This is a genomic window from Pseudomonas helvetica (assembly GCF_039908645.1).
Lineage (GTDB): Bacteria > Pseudomonadota > Gammaproteobacteria > Pseudomonadales > Pseudomonadaceae > Aquipseudomonas > Aquipseudomonas helvetica.
This window is the reverse complement of record NZ_CP150917.1, coordinates 5994107-6011327: the sequence shown is the minus strand read 5'-3', so window position 1 is coordinate 6011327 and position 17221 is coordinate 5994107. Positions and strand designations below refer to the sequence as shown.

Here is a 17221-nt window from a genome sequence, read left to right as displayed (position 1 = left end):
CGTCTACGCTGATGGCCAGTCCATAAGGAAATCGAACAATGGAAACGTTAACCGCCCTGAAAGTTGCGCACGTCCTGGCAACGGTGTTGTTGCTGATCGGTGCACTGAGCCTGGCGATCTGGGTCTGGCGCACGCGGCGTAACGGCGATGTGACGGCGCACGCGCGCACGTTGCAGCGGCCGTGGGTGTTTGTCTGGCTGGTGATGGGCCTGGCGTTGCTGAGCATGCCGTTCACCGGATGGTGGATGGTGCACCTGGTGGGCTGGCCGCTGGGGCAGATGTGGATTCTGGCTTCCAGTGTGATCTACACCGTCGGTGCGCTGGCGATGTTCTGGCTGCTGGTGCGGCTTAACAAGCTGCGCACTGCAGCGGGTGGAAACGGCAAGTTTACGTTTGCCTTGGCGTTGTTCAGTTTTGTCTGCTTTATCGCGATTGCCGGGTTGATGGGCGCGAAGCCGGTTTGACCTGATTCATGCGATCAACTGTGGCGAGGGAGCTTGCTCCCGCTGGAGCGCGAAGCGCTCCTGAATTCGGCTAAGACGTTTTGTCAGGTGGAGCGCGTCGGCCGGATTTGCGGCCGCTGCGCGACCGAGCGGGAGCAAGCTCCCTCACCACAGGTAAAGTCGCTGACTTCAGTCACGCAACGACATGATCGGCCAGCCGCGTTTCTGTGCCTCGGCGCGCAAGTTCGGGTCCGGGTCCACGGCCACCGGGTTTGCCACTTCCTCCAGCAACGCCAGGTCATTCATCGAATCGCTATAGAAATAGCTGTCTTCGAGCGACATGCCGGTCTCTTCCAGCCAGCGATTCAAACGCGTCACCTTGCCTTCACGGAAGCACGGTACGTCAGTGCTGCGTCCGGTGTAGCGGCCGTCGATCATTTCGCATTCGGTGGCAATCAGGGTTTCGACGCCCAGACGCTGGGCAATGGGACCTGTGACGAAGCGGTTGGTGGCGGTGATGATGACCAGTTGGTCGCCGGCCTTGCGGTGTTTGTCCAGCAGTTCAAGGCCCTTGGGCAACACGAGCGGTTCGATGCAGTCGCGCATGTAGTCGCGGTGCCATTCGTCCAGCAGGGTCATCTCGGTACGGCCGAGGATTTCCAGACAAAAGTTCAGATACTCGGCCTGGTCCAGCTTGCCGGCCAGGTAGTCCTGGTAGAACTCATCGTTGCGCGTTTTGTAGGCGACGGCATCGAGCAAACCGCGTTCGCACAGGTAATCGCCCCACGCGTGATCGCTGTCGCCGCCCAAAAGTGTGTTGTCCAAGTCGAATAAAGCCAGACGCATTTGCAGTTACTCGCTGAAAAGTCTGTAAAAAGGCCTCCAGAATACGGTCTTTTCACAAGAGTGCACATAACGTAGGAAGCTTCGTTGCCGCCTTCACAACCTTTGTGGAACAATGCGACGACATGCGTTTGCGAGGTTGTTGCCGTGATCGACCCCGATGGTTTCCGCCCCAATGTCGGGATCATTCTCACGAATGATGCCGGCCAGGTGCTATGGGCTCGCCGTATCAATCAAGATGCCTGGCAGTTTCCTCAAGGTGGTATCAACCCTCAGGAGACGCCCGAAGACGCCTTGTACCGCGAGTTGAACGAAGAAGTGGGGCTGGAGCGCGAAGATGTTGAAATTCTCGCCTGCACCCGGGGCTGGTTGCGCTATCGTTTGCCGCAACGCCTGGTCAGAACGCACAGCCAACCGCTGTGCATCGGCCAGAAACAGAAGTGGTTTCTCCTGCGCCTGATCTCTAACGAGCAGCGGGTGCGGATGGATTTGACCGGTAAACCGGAGTTCGATGGCTGGCGCTGGGTCAGTTATTGGTATCCGTTGGGCCAGGTGGTGACATTCAAGCGCGAGGTTTATCGCCGCGCTCTCAAAGAGCTTGCCCCGCGCCTTTTAGCGCGCGACTGACGACGGAGTTCGACCCCGAGCCATGCTCAATACGCTGCGCAAGATCGTCCAGGAAGTTAACTCCGCCAAGGATCTCAAGGCGGCGTTGGGGATTATTGTGTTGCGCGTCAAAGAGGCCATGGGCAGCCAGGTCTGCTCGGTCTACCTGCTCGACCCCGAAACCAACCGCTTCGTGCTGATGGCCACCGAGGGCTTGAACAAGCGCTCGATCGGCAAGGTCAGCATGGCACCCAACGAAGGTCTGGTTGGCCTGGTCGGCACGCGTGAAGAACCCCTCAACCTCGAAAACGCCGCGGATCACCCGCGCTATCGCTACTTCGCCGAAACCGGTGAAGAGCGTTATGCCTCGTTCCTCGGAGCTCCGATCATTCACCACCGCCGCGTTGTCGGCGTGTTGGTCATCCAGCAAAAAGAACGTCGCCAGTTCGATGAAGGTGAAGAAGCCTTCCTGGTGACCATGAGCGCCCAGCTTGCGGGCGTTATCGCCCACGCCGAGGCCACCGGTTCGATCCGTGGCCTGGGGCGTCAAGGCAAGGGCATTCAGGAAGCAAAGTTTGTCGGCGTACCCGGCTCGCCCGGTGCGGCGGTCGGTACCGCGGTGGTCATGCTGCCTCCGGCCGATCTGGACGTGGTGCCTGACAAGTCCATCGCTGACATCGACGCTGAGCTGGGATTGTTCAAGACCGCCATCGAAGGCGTGCGCGCCGACATGCGCGCGCTGTCCGCCAAGCTTGCCACGCAGTTGCGGCCGGAAGAGCGGGCGCTGTTCGACGTCTACCTGATGATGCTCGACGACGCTTCGCTGGGCAGCGAAGTGACCACCGTGATCAAGACTGGCCAATGGGCCCAGGGTGCACTGCGCCAGGTGGTCACCGATCACGTCAACCGTTTCGAATTGATGGACGACGCCTACCTGCGTGAGCGTGCCTCGGACGTCAAAGACCTTGGCCGACGCCTGCTGGCTTACCTGCAGGAAGAACGTCAGCAGACGCTGGTCTATCCCGACAACACCATTCTGATCAGCGAAGAACTGACGCCGGCGATGCTCGGCGAGGTGCCGGAAGGCAAGCTGGTGGGTTTGGTGTCGGTACTCGGTTCCGGCAACTCCCACGTGGCGATCCTGGCGCGAGCCATGGGTATCCCGACGGTGATGGGTCTGGTCGACCTGCCGTATTCCAAGGTCGACGGCATCCAGATGATCGTCGACGGCTACCACGGCGAGGTCTACACCAACCCGAGCGACGTGCTGCGCAAGCAGTTCGCCGACGTGGTCGAGGAAGAGAAGCAACTGGCCCTGGGGCTGGATGCACTGCGCGACTTGCCGTGCGTGACGATCGACGGCCACCGCATGCCGCTGTGGGTCAACACCGGCCTGCTGGCGGATGTGGCGCGAGCGCAGAAGCGCGGTGCCGAAGGCGTGGGTCTGTACCGCACCGAAGTGCCGTTCATGATCAATCAGCGCTTCCCGAGCGAAAAGGAGCAGCTGGCGATTTATCGCGAGCAACTCGCGGCCTTCCACCCGCAACCGGTGACCATGCGCAGCCTGGACATCGGCGGCGACAAGTCACTGTCGTACTTCCCGATCAAGGAAGACAACCCGTTCCTCGGCTGGCGTGGGATTCGCGTGACCCTCGACCACCCGGAAATCTTCCTGGTACAGACCCGCGCCATGCTCAAGGCCAGCGAAGGCCTGAACAACCTGCGCATTTTGCTGCCGATGATCTCTGGCACGCATGAACTGGAAGAAGCCCTGCACCTGATTCACCGCGCCTGGGGTGAAGTGCGCGACGAAGGCACTGACGTGCCGATGCCGCCAGTTGGCGTGATGATCGAAATTCCGGCAGCGGTGTATCAGACCAAGGAACTGGCACGGCAGGTGGACTTCCTGTCGGTCGGCTCCAACGACCTGACCCAGTACCTGCTGGCCGTGGACCGTAACAACCCGCGGGTAGCCGATCTTTACGACTACCTGCACCCGGCGGTGCTGCAAGCCCTGCAAAACGTGGTGCGCGATGCACATGCCGAAGGCAAGCCGGTGAGTATCTGCGGTGAGATGGCCGGTGATCCGGCTGCAGCGGTGCTGTTGATGGCGATGGGCTTCGACAGCCTGTCGATGAACGCCACCAACTTGCCGAAAGTGAAGTGGATGCTGCGCCAGATCAACCTGAGCTGGGCCAGGGATCTGCTCGCCGAGCTGATGACCATCGACAACCCGCAGGTGATCCACAGCTCGCTGCAACTGGCGCTGAAGAATCTCGGGTTGGCGCGGATGATCAATCCGGCAGCGATCAAGCCTCTCTGACTCTGTGACAGTGGGCTTTTGTGGCGAGGGAGCTTGCTCCCGCTGGAGTGCGAAGTGCTCCTGAATCGGCCAGCGTGTTCTATCAGTCTGTGCGCGATGACTGTTTAACGGCTGCTTCGCAGCCGAGCGGGAGCAAGCTCCCTCGCCACAGAGTATCGCGCCAGGGCTAAATCCTGATCTCCACTTCCCCAAGATGCCCGCCGTACGGACCGAAACTTCGTTCAACCATATGCCGCGTCCCGTCCGCCCGCACTATCAACGCGGTACTCGCTCGCGTGCCATACATGGGGCTGGCAATAAACACGCTCGACAATAAACTCTCGGTCGCAAGACCAACCCCGGTATCCGGCAAGTCGGCGAACGGCGCCGTTTGCGGGTCGCCTAAAAGCGCCAATAAAGCCTGCGGCTGCGGGTCGGCCAGGACTTCACTCAACGCCGCCTTGGCCTTGAGCACTTTCGGCCACGGCGTATCAAGCCCGGCATTCGACAATCCATAGATGCCTGATTGCAGTTTGCCTGGCCCAGGGGTGCGCGCGTTGTAATGCCACAGCTCATGACGATTGCCGATCAGCAGATTAAACCCGGCATATTCCGGTGATCTGTCGACAGCGTCGGCCAAATACTGATCAATCGGCAAGTCGCCGGTGAGAAACCGTGCCACCAGCTCGCCTCGTGATTTGCGCGCCGGCGGCTGGTGCGGGTCGCGGATGTTGGTCAGTGCGGCAAAGCGCCCGTCGGCGCCAATGCCCAGCCAGGTGCCACCCGCTTCCAGGTCACGTCCGGCGTACACCTGCGGCGTTTCGGGCCATTGCGCCAGCGGCAGGCTGGGGCGTGCATAAAACTCGTCGCGGTTAGCCGCAACGATTAGCGGCGTTGCGTGACCCGGCCGCCAGGCGAAGACGATCAAGCACATGGGGTTATCCCTCTTGGCTTTTTGCCCACTTTACGCATAGAACTGGCGGGTATCCATCGCCATCCAGTGGAGCTTGAGGCCATGCATCCGTTACCATGCCGCACTTATTTGGGGGGGCAGTCATGGAATTTCCGCTCTATCTGCTGCTGGGTGCCTGTGCCGGTGTGCTGGCCGGGCTGTTTGGGGTGGGCGGCGGGATCATCATCGTCCCGGTACTGGTGTTCAGTTTCACCTTGCAGGGTTTTGATGTGTCGGTGCTGACTCACCTGGCCGTCGGCACGTCGTTGGCGACGATCATCTTCACGTCGGTCAATGCAGTGCGCGAACATCATCTGAAAGGCGCAGTGCGCTGGCCGATTTTTGTCTGGATGACCGTCGGGATTCTGATCGGCGCGGGTTTTGGCGCGCTGACGGCCGAAGCCATCTCGGGACCGCATTTGCAGAAGATCATCGGCGTGTTCGCGTTGGTCATTGCCTTGCAGCTGGCGCTGGAAGTCAAGCCCAAGGCCAGCCGAACGGTGCCTGGCAAATTCGGCCTGACCCTGGCCGGCAGTGTGATCGGCTGGGCTTCGGCGATTTTTGGGGTCGGCGGAGGCTCACTGACAGTGCCGTTTCTGACCTGGCGCAGCGTGCCGATGCAGCAAGCCGTGGCCACCTCTTCGGCCTGCGGTCTGCCGATTGCGCTCGTCAGTGCATTAAGTTTCATGATTCTGGGCTGGCACGATCCACGCCTGCCGGCTCATAGTCTCGGGTTCATTTATTTACCGGCGCTGTTGGGCATTGCCCTGACCAGCATGGTCTTTGCCCGCATCGGTGCGCGACTGGCCCACAAGCTGTCACCGCGGTTGCTGAAAAGACTGTTTGCCGCGTTGCTGTTTTGCGTGGGTTTGAGCTTTTTGCTTTGAGCTCTTTTGCCGGGAACAGCGACGCAATCCTGGCTTAATCCAGGCGTGGCACGGTCACGCCAGGAATTTTACGTTTCAACTCTAACGAGGAGTCGCAATGCTGCCTTACCCGCAGATTGACCCGGTGGCCCTGGCCATCGGCCCGCTGAAAATCCACTGGTACGGCCTGATGTACCTGGTCGGCATCGGCGGCGCCTGGCTGCTGGCGTCGCGACGGTTGAACCGTTTCGACCCGACCTGGACCAAGGAGAAACTCTCCGACATGGTCTTCTGGATGTCGATGGGCGTGATTGTCGGCGGCCGGCTGGGTTATGTGCTGTTTTACGATCTGAATGCCTACCTGGCTAACCCAACGCTGATTTTTGAGGTGTGGAAGGGCGGCATGTCGTTCCATGGCGGGTTCATCGGCGTGATGCTGGCGGCCCTGTGGTTCGGCAGGAAGAATGGCAAGTCGTTCTTCCAGCTGATGGACTTCGTCGCACCGATGGTGCCGATCGGCCTGGGTGCCGGGCGTATCGGTAACTTCATCAACGCCGAGTTGTGGGGCAAGCCGACCGACCTGCCGTGGGCCATGATCTTCCCGCCGTTCAGCGACCCGGCACAGCTGCCGCGTCATCCGTCGCAGCTGTATCAGTTCGCGCTGGAAGGCGTGGCGCTGTTCCTGATCCTCTGGTTGTTCTCGCGCAAGCCGCGGCCGACCATGGCCGTGTCCGGGATGTTCACGCTGTTCTACGGTATTTTCCGTTTCATCGTCGAATTCGTCCGCGTGCCGGACGCGCAACTGGGCTATCTGGCCTGGAACTGGCTGACCATGGGCCAGGTTCTGTGCGTACCGATGATCCTTGCCGGTCTGTTCCTGATCTGGCTGGCTTATCACCGTGCTCCGGCGGCTCCGGTTGCCCCGACTGCTTAAGCTGTCGCGCTCTACATTCGAATCCCGGGGCTTTGGTCCCGGGTTCAAGGACACAGGTAACTCATGAAGCAATATCTCGATCTGGTCGCCCACGTCATCAAGAACGGCACCAAGCAAGCCAACCGTACCGGCGTGAACACCATCAGTTTTCCCGGCGCGATGCTGCGTTATGACCTGAAAGAAGGTTTCCCGGCGATCACTACCCGCAAGATGGCGTTCAAATCGGCCATCGGCGAGATGGTCGGTTTCCTGCGGGGCGTGAACAACGCTGCTGAGTTCCGGGCATTGGGCTGCAAGGTCTGGGACCAGAATGCCAATGAAAACGCCCAGTGGCTGGCCAACCCGTTCCGTCAGGGCGAAGACGACCTGGGCGAGATCTACGGCGTGCAATGGCGCAAATGGCCGGCGTACAAGCAGATCCCGGTCAGCAATCAGGCCGCTATCGAACAGACGTTGAGCCAGGGTTATCGGCAGATCGCTGAAGGTGAAGAAGACGGCCAGGCCTATGTGGTGCTGTACAAGGCGATCGACCAGATTCGCCAGTGCGTCGACACCATCATCAAGGACCCGGGCAGCCGGCGTATCCTGTTCCACGGCTGGAACTGCGCCCAGCTCGATGAAATGGCCCTGCCGCCGTGCCATCTGCTGTATCAGTTCCACCCGAACGTCGAGACCAAAGAGATCTCCCTGACGCTCTACATCCGCTCCAACGACCTGGGCCTGGGCACGCCGTTCAACCTCACCGAAGGTGCCGCGCTGCTGAGCCTGATTGGTCGCCTGACCGGTTACACGCCGCGCTGGTTCACCTATTTCATTGGTGACGCCCACGTCTACGAAAACCACCTGGACATGCTCAACGAACAGCTCAAGCGCGAGCCGTTCCCGATGCCCAAGCTGGTGATTTCCGACCGCGTGCCGGAGTTCGCCAAGACCGGCGTGTACCAGCCAGAGTGGCTGGAACAGATCGAGCCGAGCGACTTCTCGCTGGAAGGTTACGAACACCACGCGCCAATGACCGCGCCAATGGCGGTCTAAAGACCTCCCGCCCTGATCGTTCCCACGCTGTGGGAGCGATCAAGCGTCAATGCCACGAATCTAAAAACCTACATGTCAGAAAATTCATCTCCCGGGGAAAGGGCCGATAAACAGCGCCCTATAGGATGAGCTCCAGTCAGGCCAATACACGGTCTGGCAGAACCCAACTACTGGAGAGTTCCCGATGAAATCCCTGAAAGCTTTTTTGGTCGTTTCCCTGATGTGCGCTTCTGTGGCTGCGATGGCTGAAGGCGGCGGCGACAAGGTTCAGGCCCGAATGGACGCCGCACGTGATGTAGCGATGGTTCACTATCAGCAGTCTGAACATGCGCAGGCTGTAGCGAGCAGTCAGAAAGCCCAGTCCGACACTGTCGAACGCTCGAATTGACGGTGGGTTTTACCCAGTTGCTGACATGCCGTGTGGCAGCAGAACTTGTGGCTAAACAGGTGTCAAACGCCTGAAGCCCGGATGGCGGGGTACTCCGACTGTCCGGGCGATTGCAATTAGTAAGATGGGGACCGCTCAGCGTGTGATCGCGGTGCGGGGTTTTCTGATGAACTGAATGGCGTCTCTTTGTGGAAGAACTCAATCGCAGCCTGTTCCTGGCGATCAACGCCAGCGCGGATGCCTCGGCGCCCATGCGGTCTTTGGCGATGTTTCTGGCACAGTGGCTGATCCTCTGTGTACCGCTTTTGCTGGCCGGGTTGTGGTTGCAAGGCGCACGCCGGCAGCGGGCGGTAGCGCTCACTGCGACGCTGAGTATCGTCTTCGCGCTGGGCTGCAATCTGCTGATCAGCAGCCTTTGGTTCCACCCACGTCCCTTTATGCTGGGGTTGGGGCAAAATTTCCTGGCGCATGCCGCTGAATCATCTTTTCCCAGCGACCACGCCACGGTGATGTTTGCGCTAGCCTTTGGGTTGATACTGGCCTCGTTGCGCAAGCTGGGCCTGCTGGTTTTGCTGCTGGGGGCGTTGGTTGGCTGGGCGCGTGTCTACCTGGGCGTGCACTTTCCATTTGATATCGCCGGGTCGTTCCTGGTTTCACTGATCAGCGCCTGGCTGGTGAAACAGGTGCTGGACTGGAGACAACTGGGTGAGCCTCTGCTCGACGTTGTTGAGCGACTTTACCAGCGAATATTTCCGGCACTCGCTCGGCGCAATACTCACTTATAGGGCTCGGTCATCGCCTTCGATAAGGCCCTGGAGCACGACAGGATGAACACGTGAATCAGGTCAGATCGGAGTCTCTGCGTATCCCGCGAACCATTTGGGCCTTGGGCTTTGTCAGCCTGTTCATGGATGTTTCGTCCGAACTGGTGCACAGCCTGTTGCCGGTGTTTCTGGTCACGACCCTGGGCGCGAGCGCGCTGACCGTCGGGGTGATCGAGGGCATTGCCGAGGCGACGGCGATGGTCGTCAAAGTCTTCTCGGGTGCGATCAGCGACTTTATCGGTCGACGCAAAGGCTTGCTGTTAGTGGGATACGGTATGGCCGCGTTGTCCAAACCGCTGTTCCCGCTGGCTCACTCGGTGGATGTGGTGTTCACCGCGCGCTTTCTCGATCGTATCGGCAAAGGCATTCGCGGCTCGCCGCGCGATGCCTTGGTGGCGGATGTAGCGCCTCCGGAAATTCGCGGTGCGTGTTTCGGTTTGCGCCAGTCGATGGACACTGTCGGCGCCTTTGTCGGCCCTGCGCTGGCCATTGCGCTGATGCTCTGGCTCGCCGATATCCAGCTGGTGCTCTGGTTCGCGGTGATCCCGGCGGTCATCGCAGTGGCGCTGATTGTCGCCGGTGTAAAAGAGCCTGAACACGCTGTTGGCAAGCACACCTTTCGATCGCCCATTCATTGGCGAGTCCTTCACGACTTTTCGTCCGGGTACTGGTGGGTGGTCATTGTGGGCGGGGTGTTTACACTGGCGCGTTTCAGCGAAGCGTTTCTGGTGTTGCGGGCGCAGCAGGCCGGTTTGTCAGCAACGTGGGTGCCGCTGGTGATGGTCGTCATGTCGGTGTTCTATGCGCTGTCCGCGTACCCGGCCGGCTGGCTGTCCGATCGCATCAGTCGCACTAAACTGCTTTGCCTCGGTATGGCGCTGTTGGTGCTGGCGGATCTGGTGCTCGCACAAAGCCATTCGCCCCTGACAATGATGCTGGGCGTAGCCCTGTGGGGACTGCACATGGGATTCAGCCAAGGCATCCTCGCCACACTGGTAGCTGACACGGCCCCCGACGAACTGAAGGGCACGGCCTTCGGCATTTTCAATTTGCTCAGCGGCGTTTGCCTGTTGATTGCCAGTGTTCTCGCCGGCTGGCTGTGGCAAACCGTTGGCGCACAAAGCACGTTCATCACCGGAGCGGTGCTGGCCGCGTTAGCCATGCTTTTGCTGCTGCTACGCCGGGCGGCTTAATGCCCGTGGCTTCGGCCGACATGGGAATGCTCGGCTTCGCTCGCCGCCACGCCACCGCTGACTTCCAGCTGCTGCAAAATCCCGCATTGCTCGATATCCGGCCGTTCGCTGCAGCTTTGGCGCAGTTCCAGCAGCTGTGTCTGCAAGGCCAGCAAGCCGTCGATCCGCGCCTTGACGTGGTGGATGTGCTCGTCGATCAGCGCATTGACGCTTTCGCATTGATCCTGCGGGCTGTCGCGCAGGCTGAGCAGGCTGCGGATTTCTTCGAGGGTCATGTCGAGGGTGCGGCAGTTACGGATAAATGTCAGGCGCTCGGTGTGGGCCTGGGTGTACACGCGGTAATTGCCTTCACTGCGGGCCGGTTCCGGCAACAGGCCTTCGCGCTCGTAATAACGGATGGTTTCGACTTGGCAGTCGGTCAGTTTCGCCAGTTCACCGATCTTCATTTCAATCATCTCCGATTGGCTGCTTGACCCTATAGTGGCTACAGGGTGTTCACTTGGCAACAGGCACCTTTTCGGACGCGACCTTATGAGCGATTCCCAGCACACCCACAAACCCCACGCTGATCACGATCACGATCACGATCACGATCACGATCACGATCACGATCACGATCACGATCACAGCCACGGGCAAAAGCTTCAGCCAGTTCAGAAACACGATCACGCCAGTGGTGGCGGCTCTTGCTGTTCCAGTGCGGCAGCGCCTTCATTGATCAAGCTCAGTGAAACGCCGACCGACGGCGCGCGCCTGAGCCGTTTTCGCATCGACGCCATGGACTGCCCGACCGAACAGACGCTGATCCAGAACAAGCTCGGCAAGCTTGCGGGTGTGCAGCAACTGGAATTCAATCTGATCAACCGCGTACTCGGCGTCACCCATGACCTGCCGACGACTGCACCGATCATCGACGCCATCAAGTCGATTGGCATGTTGGCCGAACCCATTGAGCAGGGTGCGGATGCTCAAGCCAGTCCGGCGCCAGTGAAAAAGCCCTGGTGGCTGTTGGCAGTATCAGGTGTCGGTGCCTTGGCGGCCGAAGTGATTCACTTCACCAGCGCCGCGCCGACCTGGGTGGTAGCGATTGTTGCGCTGATCTCGATCCTCAGCGGCGGTTTGGGCACCTACAAGAAGGGCTGGATTGCCCTGAAGAACCTCAACCTGAACATCAACGCGCTGATGAGCATCGCGGTGACCGGTGCAGTGTTGATCGGCCAGTGGCCGGAAGCGGCGATGGTGATGTTCCTGTTCACCGTGGCCGAGCTGATCGAAGCCAAATCCCTGGACCGCGCGCGCAATGCAATCAGCGGGCTGATGCAGATGACCCCGGAAAAGGTCACCGTGCAGCAAGAAGATGGCAGCTGGGTCGAGCGTGAAGCTAAAAGTATCGATCTCGGTGCGCGGGTGCGGGTTCGCCCCGGCGAGCGGATTGGCCTGGATGGCGAAGTAGTGTCTGGCAGCTCGACCATCGATCAGGCGCCGATCACTGGTGAAAGCCTGCCTGTCGAGAAAACCGTCGGCGACAAAGTGTTTGCCGGGACCATCAATCAGTCCGGTTCGCTGGAGTTCAAAGTGACCGCCGCTGCCGACAACTCGACCCTGGCGCGGATCATTCATGCCGTCGAAGCCGCCCAGGGCGCACGGGCGCCGACCCAGCGGTTCGTTGATCGTTTCTCGAAAATCTACACGCCGGTGGTGTTCATCCTCGCCTTGGCCGTGGCACTCATCCCGCCGCTGTTCATGGGCGCGGCCTGGTTCGACTGGGTCTACCGCGCGCTGGTGCTGCTGGTGGTCGCGTGCCCCTGTGCGCTGGTGATTTCCACTCCGGTGACCATCGTCAGCGGTCTGGCGGCGGCGGCGCGCAAAGGCATCCTGATCAAGGGCGGCGTGTACCTGGAGGGTGGTCACGAACTGGATTACCTGGCGCTGGACAAGACCGGCACGATCACCCATGGCAAACCGGTGCAGACCGATTATCTGTCCCTGGACCCGACAGTCGAAGACACCGCGCAGATTTTGGCCGCCAGCCTCGCCGGACGTTCCGATCACCCGGTATCGCTGGCCATCGCCAACGCGGCTGTGGATAAACAGCTGACGTTGCTCGCTGTGGATAACTTTGAAGCGCTGACCGGCCGTGGCGTGCGCGGTGAGATTGATGGTCAGGTTTACCACTTGGGCAATCACCGCCTGGTGGAAGAGCTGGGCCTGTGCTCGCCAGCGCTGGAAGAGAAACTGTTTGCCCTCGAAGAACAGGGCAAGACCGTGGTGTTGTTGCTCGACACCTCGGGTCCGTTGGCACTGTTCGCGGTGGCCGATACGGTCAAGGCCTCCAGCCGCGAAGCGATCCGGCAGTTACATGAGCTGGGCATCAAGACCTTGATGCTGACCGGCGATAACCCGCACACCGCTCGGGCAATTGCCGCCCAGGTGGGTATTGATGAGGCGCGAGGTGACCTGCTGCCGACCGACAAGCTCAAGGCTATCGAAGGCTTGTACGCTAAGGGGCATCGGGTCGGGATGGTCGGCGATGGCATCAACGATGCACCGGCACTGGCTCGCGCGCAGATCGGTTTTGCGATGGCCGCGGCCGGCACCGATACCGCGATTGAAACCGCCGATGTTGCCCTGATGGACGATGATCTGCGCAAGATTCCGGCATTTATCCGGCTGTCGCGGCAGACTTCGAATATCCTCACGCAAAATATCGCCCTGGCGTTGATCATCAAGGCGATCTTTCTTGGGGTAACCTTCGTGGGTCTCGCCACCATGTGGATGGCGGTGTTCGCCGACATGGGCGTGGCCCTGCTGGTGGTGTTCAACGGTCTGCGCCTGTTGCGCAAATAATCAAGACGAGGGTTAAGTGCTGAGTGCCGAGCTGAAGGCTTTTTACATGGTCGCGCGATTGGGCAGCATTACCCTCGCGGCGAAAAAGCTCGGCTTGAGCCAACCTACGGTGACCACTCAGATTCGTCATCTGGAAAGTCAGTACTCGGTTGAATTGTTCTATCGCGGTGGTCGTCGACTGACGGTCAGCGAGGATGGCGCACGGCTGCTGCCGATGGTCAAAACGCTGTTGCAGCAGGAAGCCGACATCGAGTTTTTCCTGCGCAACAGCGGCCAGGTTCAAGGCGTGCTGCGCATCGCCGCCACTGCGCCGTATTACATTCTCGATCTGGTGAAGACCTTCCGCGAGCGCCTGCCGCAAGTGGAAGTCTCGGTGGAAATCGGCAACTCCCAACAGGTGCTCGAGTCCCTTGAGGAATACCGGGTCGACATCGCCGCATCATCGCAATTGCTCGAAGACTCGCGATTGATCCGCCGCGTGCTGGGCAGCGATCCGCTGGTGTTGGCGGTGCACCGTAACCATCCGCTGGCGGTGCATGATCATGTGCCGCTGAGCGCCTTGGTCGGACACACCCTGTTGATGCGTGAAAGCGGCTCGACCACCCGGCGTCTGACTGAAGCCTTGCTGGCAACCGCTGGGGTGAGTTTCGGTCCGTTGCTGGAGATCGGTAGCCGTGAGTCGATTCGTGAAGCGGTGCTGCGCAATATCGGCATCAGCATCATCGCCCGCCAGGAAGTGCCCCATGACCCGCAATTGCGGGTGCTGACGATCGAAAACGCGCCGCAGATCCCCGAATACTTGTACTGCCTCAAAGAACGCAAAGGCGCACGCCTGCCGGCGGCGTTTCTCGGCCTGGCGCAGGAAATGGCCCCGGCGTAATGATCGTTCCCACCCTGTGGCGAGGGAGCTTGCTCCCGCTCGGCTGCGCAGCAGTCGTAAACCCGGAGAATGCGTTTTACCTGACAGAGCTCTGCTCTGATTTTGGGACCGCTGCGCGGTCCAGCGGGAGCAAGCTCCCTCGCCACAATGTTCCCGTCAGTAGATCCTGAAGTCTCGAACAACCCAAATCCCCAAATACCACTATCGGCCGTTTTTGCCTCGCTGCCACAGGACAGACGCATTGCCCACCTAGGATGGCCTTCATCTGCTTGATGAGGTCCGTCCATGAACCACCCGAACGCAACTGCCCAGGTCTTCCCCGGCGCGCCGATGAAGGTGCGCGGTATCGAGAAACGCTTCGGCGCGTTCACCGCGCTGGATAACGTTTCGCTGGATGTCGCCGCGGGTGAACTGGTGTGCCTGCTCGGGCCTTCCGGTTGCGGTAAGACCACCTTGCTGCGTTGCATCGCCGGCCTCGAACGCCAGGATCGCGGCGAGTTGTACCTGGGTGATCGGAACGTTTCCCTACTGGCACCGCAGGCTCGGGACTACGGCATCCTGTTTCAGTCCTACGCGCTGTTCCCCAACCTCACCGTCGAAGCCAACATTGCCTACGGCCTGGCCGGCAGCGGCCGCGAGGAAGTGCGCAAGCGTGTCGCGCAAATGCTCGAACTGGTGGGTCTGATCGGCAGTGAAAAGAAGTACCCCGGCCAATTGTCCGGCGGTCAGCAACAACGCGTGGCGCTGGCCCGGGCCCTGGCGCCGGCACCGTCGCTGTTGCTGCTGGACGAACCGATGTCGGCCCTCGACGCCCGGGTTCGCGAGCACCTGTGCAGCGAGTTGCGCCAATTGCAGCGCAACCTCGGCATCACCACCTTGATGGTCACCCACAACCAGGACGAGGCCATGCTGATGGCCGACCGCATCGCCGTGATGAACAACGGCAAGGTCGAGCAGTACGCCACGCCGCAGGAAATCTACAACCGCCCGGCCACGCCGTTTGTTGCCGAGTTCGTCGGGCAGGGCAACTGGCTGCCGTTCCAGCGCAGCAGTGACAGCCACGCGCAAGTCGGCGGGATGAATGTGCGGCTGGCCGACAACTCCGGCAAAGCTGCGTCGGGCCGGCTGTTCTGTCGCCCGGAAGCGATCAACGTCAACCCGCCAGTGCACGAGGAAAACCTGTTCCCGGCCAAGGTCCGCGAGATCACCTTTCTCGGCAATCGCTGCCGGATGAGTTTCGAGTTGAACCAACTGCCGGGCCATGCGCTGCTCGCCGAACTGGCGCCTGAAGCCATGCCACGCCTCGGCGCGCAGGACATCATGGTCGCCTTGCCGCCGCGCAGCTTGCAGGTATTTGCCTGATGAGCACGCCGATCGCCCTGCCGATACCGCACAAGCCGGTTCGACAGGCTTCCCGGGCTGAAATCGGTGACCGGCTGTTCGTGGTGGGTGGCAAGGTCTTGCTGCTGTGCCTGCTCAGCATCGCGGTGTTGATGCCGCTGCTGGCGATCTTCTGGCGCGGCTTCAGCAACGACGCGGGGCAGGGCGGTGGTCTGGTTGCTGCCCGCGAACTGCTGACCAGCGCCAACTTCCACTGGTTGCTGGGCAACAGCCTGAAAGTCTCCCTCAGCGTGGCGGCCATTGTCGTGCCGCTGGCCTACCTGTTTGCCTACGCGCTGCAACGCACACTGATTCCCGGCAAGGCGATCTGGCGCGGCATGTCGCTGTTGCCATTGATGGCACCGTCGATGCTGCCCGGTATTGCGCTCGTGTACCTGTTCGGCAATCAGGGCCTGTTGCGCGGGCTGCTGCCGGACAACATTTACGGCTTCTGGGGCATTGTCCTCGGCGAAGTGATTTACACCTTTCCCCACGCCTTGATGATTCTGCTCTCGGCGTTGTCGCTGGCCGATGCGCGCTTGTTCGACGCCGCGTCGAGCATGGGCGCCAGTCCGGCCAAGGCGTTTCGCAGCATCACCTGGCCGGCGACCCGGCAAGCGGTGTTCGCCGCGTTCTGCCTGGTGTTCACCCTGACCATCACCGATTTCGGTGTGCCGGTGGTGGTCGGTGGCGATTATCAGGTGCTGGCATTGGAAGCCTACAAAGCCGTGGTCGGCCAGCAGCAATTCGGTCGCGGTGCGTTGATCGGCATGGTGTTGCTGCTGCCGGCACTGTTCAGCTTCGGCGTCGACGCGTGGTTGCGCCGTCGTCACGGCGACGCCATGAGCGGGCGGGCGCAAGTCTTTCAACCGGCGCCGTCGCGGCTGCGTGATGGTTGCTACCTGAGCATCGTGTTGCTGATCTGCGCCGCGCTGCTGCTGGTGTTCGGCATGGCGGTGTACTCGTCGCTGGTGAAGTTCTGGCCGTACAACCTGTCGCTGTCGCTCAACCACTATCAGTTCGGCGACACTGCCGGTGGCGGCTGGCTGGCTTACGGCAACAGCGTGAAAATGGCCTTGTGCACGGCGTTGATCGGCAGCGGGTTGATTTTTACCGGTGCCTATCTGATGGAGAAAACCCGTGGCCAGTGCGGCCTGAACCTTATGCTGCGCATGCTCAGTTTCGTGCCGATGGCGGTGCCGGGTTTGGTGCTGGGCCTGGGCTACGTGTTCTTCTTCAACCTCACCGGCAACCCGCTGCATGTGTTCTACGGGACCATGACCCTGCTGGTGGTGTGCACCATTGCGCACTATCTGACCACCGCACAAATGACCGCCACCACCGCATTGCGCCAGCTCGACGCCGAGTTCGAAGCCGCTGCGCTGTCGCTCAAGGCGCCGCTGTACCGCCATTACCTGCGCGTCACCGTGCCGATCTGCCTGCCGGCGCTGCTGGACATCGTGCGCTACCTGTTCGTCTCGGCGATGACCACGGTGTCGGCGGCGATTTTCCTCTACAGCCCCGACACCATCCTCGCGGCGGTGGCGGTGCTGAACATGGACGACGCCGGCAACGTCGGCGGCGCAGCGGCCATGTCGACCCTGATTCTGTTCACCTCGGCGGGCGTTTCCCTGCTCCTGGCCTGGGCGTCGCGCGGCTTGCTGCGCCGCTCCCAGGCCTGGCGGCAAAGCGCGCCCGGTTGCTGATTTGCAATCCCGCAAACCTGAA

17 protein-coding genes are annotated in these 17221 nt (G+C 60.8%); 13 read left to right on the top strand and 4 right to left on the bottom strand.

Features of this window, described 5'->3' with window-relative positions; all coding sequences use genetic code 11:
* Positions 1 to 38 precede the first annotated feature (38 nt).
* Positions 39 to 464 (top strand): DUF2269 domain-containing protein, encoded by a 426-nt coding sequence (locus AABM55_RS27795; RefSeq protein ID WP_347928269.1) that lies wholly within the window; start codon positions 39 to 41, stop codon positions 462 to 464.
* 168 nt (positions 465 to 632) lie between these two features.
* On the opposite strand, the gene AABM55_RS27790 is transcribed toward AABM55_RS27795, so the two are convergent.
* Positions 633 to 1289 carry an HAD family hydrolase gene (locus AABM55_RS27790; protein ID WP_347928268.1) on the bottom strand — a complete coding sequence of 219 codons (657 nt, stop codon included), beginning with the start codon at positions 1287 to 1289 and terminating at the stop codon, positions 633 to 635.
* Positions 1290 to 1433: 144 nt separating this feature from the next.
* On the opposite strand from AABM55_RS27790, the gene AABM55_RS27785 reads away from it, so the two are divergent.
* The gene (locus tag AABM55_RS27785; RefSeq protein WP_007897732.1) at positions 1434 to 1913 is read left to right on the top strand and encodes an RNA pyrophosphohydrolase; all 480 of its coding nucleotides are present in this window, start codon (positions 1434 to 1436) and stop codon (positions 1911 to 1913) included.
* Positions 1914 to 1935: 22 nt separating this feature from the next.
* Positions 1936 to 4215 carry a phosphoenolpyruvate--protein phosphotransferase gene (ptsP, locus tag AABM55_RS27780; protein WP_347928267.1) on the top strand — a complete coding sequence of 760 codons (2280 nt, stop codon included), beginning with the start codon at positions 1936 to 1938 and terminating at the stop codon, positions 4213 to 4215.
* A gap of 166 nt (positions 4216 to 4381) precedes the next feature.
* Here ptsP and AABM55_RS27775 read toward each other — a convergent pair whose 3' ends face one another.
* On the bottom strand, positions 4382 to 5128 hold the full coding sequence (locus AABM55_RS27775) for an NRDE family protein (protein WP_347928266.1): 747 nt from the start codon (positions 5126 to 5128) through the stop codon (positions 4382 to 4384).
* A gap of 122 nt (positions 5129 to 5250) precedes the next feature.
* Between AABM55_RS27775 and AABM55_RS27770 the strand changes: the two genes are divergently transcribed.
* The 6 genes from AABM55_RS27770 to AABM55_RS27745 all read left to right on the top strand — a co-directional run bounded on the left by AABM55_RS27770 (position 5251) and on the right by AABM55_RS27745 (position 10386).
* Positions 5251 to 6033, top strand: coding sequence for a sulfite exporter TauE/SafE family protein (locus AABM55_RS27770; RefSeq protein WP_054594512.1), 783 nt, complete (start codon positions 5251 to 5253; stop codon positions 6031 to 6033).
* 97 nt (positions 6034 to 6130) lie between these two features.
* The gene (gene lgt / locus AABM55_RS27765) at positions 6131 to 6946 is read left to right on the top strand and encodes a prolipoprotein diacylglyceryl transferase (protein ID WP_054594511.1); all 816 of its coding nucleotides are present in this window, start codon (positions 6131 to 6133) and stop codon (positions 6944 to 6946) included.
* 63 nt (positions 6947 to 7009) lie between these two features.
* Complete coding sequence (locus AABM55_RS27760) at positions 7010 to 7981, top strand: thymidylate synthase (protein WP_054594510.1); 972 nt, start codon at positions 7010 to 7012, stop codon at positions 7979 to 7981.
* 184 nt (positions 7982 to 8165) lie between these two features.
* On the top strand, positions 8166 to 8369 hold the full coding sequence (locus AABM55_RS27755) for a co-regulatory protein PtrA N-terminal domain-containing protein (RefSeq protein ID WP_019694124.1): 204 nt from the start codon (positions 8166 to 8168) through the stop codon (positions 8367 to 8369).
* A 188-nt stretch (positions 8370 to 8557) separates the two neighbouring features.
* Entirely contained in the window at positions 8558 to 9154 is a 597-nt protein-coding gene (locus tag AABM55_RS27750) for an undecaprenyl-diphosphatase (RefSeq protein ID WP_054594509.1), read from the top strand.
* A gap of 50 nt (positions 9155 to 9204) precedes the next feature.
* Complete coding sequence (locus tag AABM55_RS27745; RefSeq protein ID WP_347928265.1) at positions 9205 to 10386, top strand: MFS transporter; 1182 nt, start codon at positions 9205 to 9207, stop codon at positions 10384 to 10386.
* On the opposite strand, the gene cadR is transcribed toward AABM55_RS27745, so the two are convergent.
* Together cadR and AABM55_RS27735 are read right to left on the bottom strand one after the other, a co-directional pair.
* The gene (gene cadR, locus AABM55_RS27740; RefSeq protein ID WP_054594507.1) at positions 10383 to 10832 is read right to left on the bottom strand and encodes a Cd(II)/Pb(II)-responsive transcriptional regulator; all 450 of its coding nucleotides are present in this window, start codon (positions 10830 to 10832) and stop codon (positions 10383 to 10385) included. The genes AABM55_RS27745 and cadR overlap by 4 nt on opposite strands.
* Positions 10833 to 10881: 49 nt before the next feature.
* Positions 10882 to 11049 (bottom strand): hypothetical protein, encoded by a 168-nt coding sequence (locus AABM55_RS27735; RefSeq protein ID WP_347928264.1) that lies wholly within the window; start codon positions 11047 to 11049, stop codon positions 10882 to 10884.
* 51 nt (positions 11050 to 11100) lie between these two features.
* Between AABM55_RS27735 and AABM55_RS27730 the strand changes: the two genes are divergently transcribed.
* The 4 genes from AABM55_RS27730 to AABM55_RS27715 all read left to right on the top strand — a co-directional run bounded on the left by AABM55_RS27730 (position 11101) and on the right by AABM55_RS27715 (position 17199).
* The gene (locus AABM55_RS27730; protein ID WP_347928263.1) at positions 11101 to 13233 is read left to right on the top strand and encodes a heavy metal translocating P-type ATPase; all 2133 of its coding nucleotides are present in this window, start codon (positions 11101 to 11103) and stop codon (positions 13231 to 13233) included.
* Between the two features lie 16 nt (positions 13234 to 13249).
* Positions 13250 to 14113, top strand: a complete 864-nt coding sequence (locus AABM55_RS27725) for a LysR family transcriptional regulator (protein ID WP_054594505.1) — start codon at positions 13250 to 13252, stop codon at positions 14111 to 14113.
* Between the two features lie 285 nt (positions 14114 to 14398).
* Positions 14399 to 15475: a putative 2-aminoethylphosphonate ABC transporter ATP-binding protein gene (locus tag AABM55_RS27720; RefSeq protein ID WP_347928262.1), complete on the top strand. Its 1077-nt coding sequence runs from the start codon at positions 14399 to 14401 to the stop codon at positions 15473 to 15475.
* Positions 15475 to 17199, top strand: a complete 1725-nt coding sequence (locus AABM55_RS27715; RefSeq protein ID WP_347928261.1) for a putative 2-aminoethylphosphonate ABC transporter permease subunit — start codon at positions 15475 to 15477, stop codon at positions 17197 to 17199. The genes AABM55_RS27720 and AABM55_RS27715 overlap by 1 nt, the downstream gene beginning before the upstream one ends.
* Positions 17200 to 17221: the final 22 nt, after the last annotated feature.